This is a genomic window from Paenibacillus forsythiae T98 (assembly GCF_000520735.1).
GTDB classification, from domain to species: domain Bacteria; phylum Bacillota; class Bacilli; order Paenibacillales; family Paenibacillaceae; genus Paenibacillus_AQ; species Paenibacillus_AQ forsythiae.
Genome location: NZ_ASSC01000780.1, coordinates 1 through 4,750, shown reverse-complemented (window position 1 = coordinate 4,750; position 4,750 = coordinate 1). Strand labels below are relative to the sequence as shown.

The 4,750-nt window shown below is 38.4% G+C and carries 5 protein-coding genes; 2 read left to right on the top strand and 3 right to left on the bottom strand.

Annotation, left to right across the window (positions count from 1 at the left end; genetic code table 11):
• Window positions 1-31 precede the first annotated feature (31 nt).
• On the bottom strand, window positions 32-1,837 hold the full coding sequence (locus L692_RS0123790) for an HNH endonuclease family protein (protein WP_025702447.1): 1,806 nt from the start codon (window positions 1,835-1,837) through the stop codon (window positions 32-34).
• Window positions 1,838-2,198: 361 nt separating this feature from the next.
• On the bottom strand, window positions 2,199-2,393 hold the full coding sequence (locus L692_RS0123785) for a hypothetical protein (protein ID WP_025702446.1): 195 nt from the start codon (window positions 2,391-2,393) through the stop codon (window positions 2,199-2,201).
• 125 nt (window positions 2,394-2,518) lie between these two features.
• Between L692_RS0123785 and L692_RS0123780 the strand changes: the two genes are divergently transcribed.
• Window positions 2,519-2,881, top strand: a complete 363-nt coding sequence (locus tag L692_RS0123780; protein ID WP_025702445.1) for a hypothetical protein — start codon at window positions 2,519-2,521, stop codon at window positions 2,879-2,881.
• Between the two features lie 336 nt (window positions 2,882-3,217).
• Here the strand turns inward: L692_RS0123780 and L692_RS30870 are convergent, their stop codons facing one another.
• Window positions 3,218-4,189 (bottom strand): fibronectin type III domain-containing protein, encoded by a 972-nt coding sequence (locus L692_RS30870; RefSeq protein ID WP_025702444.1) that lies wholly within the window; start codon window positions 4,187-4,189, stop codon window positions 3,218-3,220.
• 213 nt (window positions 4,190-4,402) lie between these two features.
• Between L692_RS30870 and L692_RS0123765 the strand changes: the two genes are divergently transcribed.
• Window positions 4,403-4,603 (top strand): hypothetical protein, encoded by a 201-nt coding sequence (locus L692_RS0123765; RefSeq protein ID WP_036725283.1) that lies wholly within the window; start codon window positions 4,403-4,405, stop codon window positions 4,601-4,603.
• The last annotated feature ends 147 nt before the right edge of the window (window positions 4,604-4,750 follow it).

Sequence of the window (4,750 nt, the reverse complement as noted above, 5' to 3'; positions counted from 1 at the left end):
CCCGCCATTTTATTTAATGGCGGGATAAAATTTAGAAATTGAATTCAACTTGGTTGTATACTAAATCCGGTTTTGGTTCAATCTGTGGTGGATCAATGGGATTAGAGGTTGTGTATCTAGATTTGGGCAACTTATCACGATGATTATTACACCATGGATGCACAACCCTACCATTATTAATCGAATTGGTGCCACCTAAGCTCCTTAATTCAATGTGATCAAACTGTTGTGATACACCTAAGTCTATCGCACCCTTACAAAGCTCACATTTATATGATCCTTCAAAGTATGCAGCTACTTCTTGTTGGATTTTTGTGTTAGAGGAAAATTGAGAGAATGGTTTGCCGCTCTCATTTTTCTTTTTTAAGTACTCTGAATAGGCTTTTGAATCTAAATCTTTAAGGAATATTTCTACAGCTTCATCGGGCGACATATTAGAAACTTTGCATTTTTTTATACACTCAATAAGTGAGTTGAATAATTCAGCCTGGTTTTTAGATAGCCTACTAGGTCCTCCTTTTCGTCCAAGATGTTTAATTACATGGTCCTTTATTAATATCCACATTTCTTCAAAATAACTACGATGGAGTGTGAACTCTAGCTTTCTATTTAATATTTCTTTTTCGGTACCTTTAAATAGCCACATCAAAAAAGAGAAGAATAACAAATTACTATATTGCCCTTTTGATGAATAGAAATAAAAGACAGGTAATACACCTAAACTTTGAGGGGAATTACCGATTAAGCTAGTTATGTGATATAGTGTCCGTTCAAGCTCATCTAAAGTTGCATCTGCAACAACTTCGTCATTACTTTCATTAGCTAGATGTTTTAAAGTCTCAGTGATATTATTGTCACCTGTTTGACCGTGCTTAATTATACAAAAGAGATACTGCAAGAACTGATATCTATCATAGCTGTTTTGTTTCTTCAACAATATTAATGGATAATCAGAAACTTTAATTTTTGATGGAATGTTATCCGAGGGAGCAAGTAGTAACTTGTAAAGGGTTTGGCTGAGTTTTGTACATTTTTCACCGTGATCGATCCAAAGAGAGGGTTTAGAACCATTACTTATAATCCCGGCCATAGCCCTTGCAACTGGAGATCTCCTATTTTCAATAAATAGCGCTTCTTCGGTTGATAAGGGAGTCCCCCCAGTATTAATATTTACAAAAGACTGTTCAGCATCCTGATATCCACCCGTGACCCATTGAATTGGAACTTTTAATGATGTATTTAAATGGTACATAAATCTGCCCATCTCTTCAATTTTTGGGTCGAGTTCTTCTTTGGGATTCTTTTTTTGATCGACTATTTTTTTGAATTTACTTATCGCTTTGCGACATTCTTCAAAATCTCCTATTGAATCTTTTACAGATTGTCTAAGCCTTGCTGAAGCACGTATTTCATCTTCTTCTAAATATCCATATTCTTTGGCCTCGTCTGAATCTCCCCAATCGTTCGTGATCCATCCTCTTATAGCAGATAATCGATGCGCGCCATCTAGAACAAAAATATGACCTGTTTCTGGATTGAGCCAAAAAATGACGCCTGGAATAACTTGATTGTTTTTAAGAGTCTTTAATAAGTTTATGTATTTCTCGTCAGTCCAACTATTTGTTTGTCTCTGAAATTCAGGTTTTCTGAATCTGTCCCATATTGAGAAACCAGAAAAGTCGGGCTGAAAGTCCTTGAAATCTAAGTACTCTTTCTTATGATATTGAACCTCATCAGATACTTTATCAGATAAGTAATCGGTTGTAGTAAGAAGTGAGTCAGATGGGATAATATGATCCAAATTTGCATTCGGGATTAGTTTGATTTTCCCTGCCATAATTACCTCCTGAGAACATATTTTAATATTTGTATTTTAGGAATAAAATAGTTTTATGTCTATGTGGTAGTATATTTACAAAATCATCCACACTAACCAAGGCGTCATAAAATTGTGGTTGTTAATATTTCTGCAACCTACACCAAGTGCATTACGACCGCCCTGACGCAGTCCAAAGTGTCTGTCTGATTACGGCTTGGACCCCGATCCCATCGGTCACTTAATGGACTACGGCGGCGAGGTGGAGAGATATACTCCCGAAACCGTTAAGATCGCAGGGAGCCTGTTCTTTCGGAAACGATTTGAATTTAGAGCGTACAAGTAGCCCCGACAGGTAATGGCCTCCGTCGGGGTTATTTCTTTATGGGAAAGTAATGACCCTCATGACATGATCAATCTCCTCAAATGGTATGTATGTAACTCCTAGCTCATTTCGTATCTTTACTTTTCCTGGCGTGGATGCAGCTTCTGGAGTCCCCGTAACAACTTCTCCGTCCTTGGTCTTTACACTTACCATTTGCCCCTTTTCGATTGCAATTCTTAGTTCTTTTATCATAATCAAACTCCTTAATTTCAGTGGAACTCAAAAAAATATTCGCAATCAAACTCTTATTGATTCTTTGAAACATTTTTCACAATCAATCGTAAAATATGGAAAACTATAAGATAGGATGATGAAACATGGGAGGAATGATTACACCAAGAAGAGTCATGGCGGTTATTATCATTGTAATAGGCATTATGTTAGTTGACAACTACAATGAAGTTAAAGGAAAAGCAGAGGATACTATGAACACGATATTTGAGCCAGTCAGAGAAATGACTGCTTCGGGCTTGTCAACTAATTCCTATTCGTTTGATCCGGATGAATATCTTAACAAATCATTTTCCAAAACAGTTGATTTTACTTGGAGTTGGTATGATTTTGAGAAGGACGTTGTCTCGGGAGTTTCTGCAATTGTAATTGGATTGGGGCTTCTTGTAATGCCGACCTTTGAAAAGGAACGAGAATTTTACGATGATGTTTTTAGTTTTTTGACTTGATCATTATTAACCAACAACCCCGCAGCAGACGCTACGGGGCATTTTCGTATTTCAGATATCAAACTCTTCCCAGCCAGGCGGCAGCGGATCTTCAAGCGCCCCCTCCAAGCCTCCCAGCTCGATGATAGCCAGCATCGGCTTCCCGATATCGACTATGACGCCGATCCGGACGCGCTGTCCGGGTGTAATGTCGTATTATCCGCTCCATTCAGTACCCGCATTTTACCCACAAAAAACGTTGTAGGATAATGCTTTTTAATGTAGATGAGTACTCTGTTGAAGAGTAAAGATAGATAACCCCGCCGAGCATTATGCCTGACGGGGTTTGTTTTTCGTTCAATCTGCTGTATACTCACTTATTTCAAAAGTGAGGATCTTATCAAATATTACGTAATCTTTACGATTTTTAAATGGTCCCTTGTTATTATCGTGTTTGTCGATTGCAAATCTGGCCGGTCCTGTTCCTGAATCCCGAGAATCGTACCAGTCAAGAAAGGCATTAACTTCTCCCATACTTAAATCAAACTCTTTTTCTAATCCTGTAATCATGGTCACTACTAGAATAGCTCGGTTACCAGATGGTTGAGGAGAGATAGGGATAACCGTTGATATTTCACTTTTTTCGGATTCATTCAGAGCGCAATCAACAGCGGATATTTGAAAGGTATATTCTGTTCCTTCAATTAAGTCTGTTATTTCATACGTTGAATTCGTTACACTAGTCAAAAGAATACCATCTTTATATATATTATAATAACTAAAGTCTGGTTCTGTGTTAGGTTTCCAACTAAGTAAAACTGACGAATTATCAGGTGTTGCTTTAATCTCAGTGGGTACACTGGGGGCAGTTTTATTTGAGTCTCCAAATACATCAAATTCGTAAATTTTTGCGATGTTTACAGACTGCATACCAACTGCTACAACATTCTTATAATCTATTTCTGTTTGAGTTCCAACTTTTATAGCATTATCGAGTGAGGTATGCGACCCATCAGAAAAAACGAAATATAGAGTTATCCCTGTTGAGTCAGCTTTTAATTGATAAGCTGTTATATCCATTGGACAATCAAATTGATAATAAAGAGTATCTACTTCAGATACAACCGACGACCATTTCGGCAAAGTAACATATGTATTAAGATTGTTATCTGACGCTAAAGGCGATTCAGTTCCCTCAAGCGAAATCCCATTAGATAAACACATTGCTTTTCCATTAATGAGCCCACCTGTATAAGCGAAAGATGTCGCTGGCTGCACGAGTAGGAATATAATCATTACCAATAATAATAGATGTAAGAACTTTTTCATGTGCGTATGCTCCTTTTTTTTATTTTATCTACGTTTTTTAGATTATTAAATTATTAAAGGATTGTCTAGACAAATATGACTATATATGTAATTTAGTGAGTGAAACTGAATAAATTCTTTTTTATCCCAACTAAGAAATAAACTTCAGATTGAATAAAGAACAATTGTTCGCATATAATACAAACAAACGTTCTTGTTTTGGAGGCGGTTATAATGCAAATGAGAACAGGCCAAATTGTGGAGATTGTATATCAAGCCAAAGACGGAAAGATTACGCAGCGGAAGATCGAGGTCAAAGGGATCAAGGACGGACGCATCCGGGCGACCTGTTTATCCTCCGGCGCGCCGCGAGTGTTTCTGCTGGCCAATATCCTCGCCTGGCAGCCTGCAGGTACGCGCAATGCTGTCGGATAACGCACGGAAGCTGCTGCGGATTATGCATGCTTACCGCCATCATTTCGGCGTTATGGCTCCAATGTGCCAACTGCGGCGCAGGTCGAGCCGGCGGGAGGAGCAGATCCGGGCGGCGCTGCAGGAGTTGGCCGACGAGCGATACATTCA

What these genes read in the sequence shown, in the direction of transcription:
- L692_RS0123790 (WP_025702447.1), bottom strand. Translation starts at nt 1,837, where the DNA reads ATGGCAGGGAAAATCAAACTAATCCCGAATGCAAATTTGGATCATATT.
- L692_RS0123785 (WP_025702446.1), bottom strand. Translation starts at nt 2,393, where the DNA reads ATGATAAAAGAACTAAGAATTGCAATCGAAAAGGGGCAAATGGTAAGT.
- L692_RS0123780 (WP_025702445.1), top strand. Translation starts at nt 2,519, where the DNA reads ATGGGAGGAATGATTACACCAAGAAGAGTCATGGCGGTTATTATCATT.
- L692_RS30870 (WP_025702444.1), bottom strand. Translation starts at nt 4,189, where the DNA reads ATGAAAAAGTTCTTACATCTATTATTATTGGTAATGATTATATTCCTA.
- L692_RS0123765 (WP_036725283.1), top strand. Translation starts at nt 4,403, where the DNA reads ATGCAAATGAGAACAGGCCAAATTGTGGAGATTGTATATCAAGCCAAA.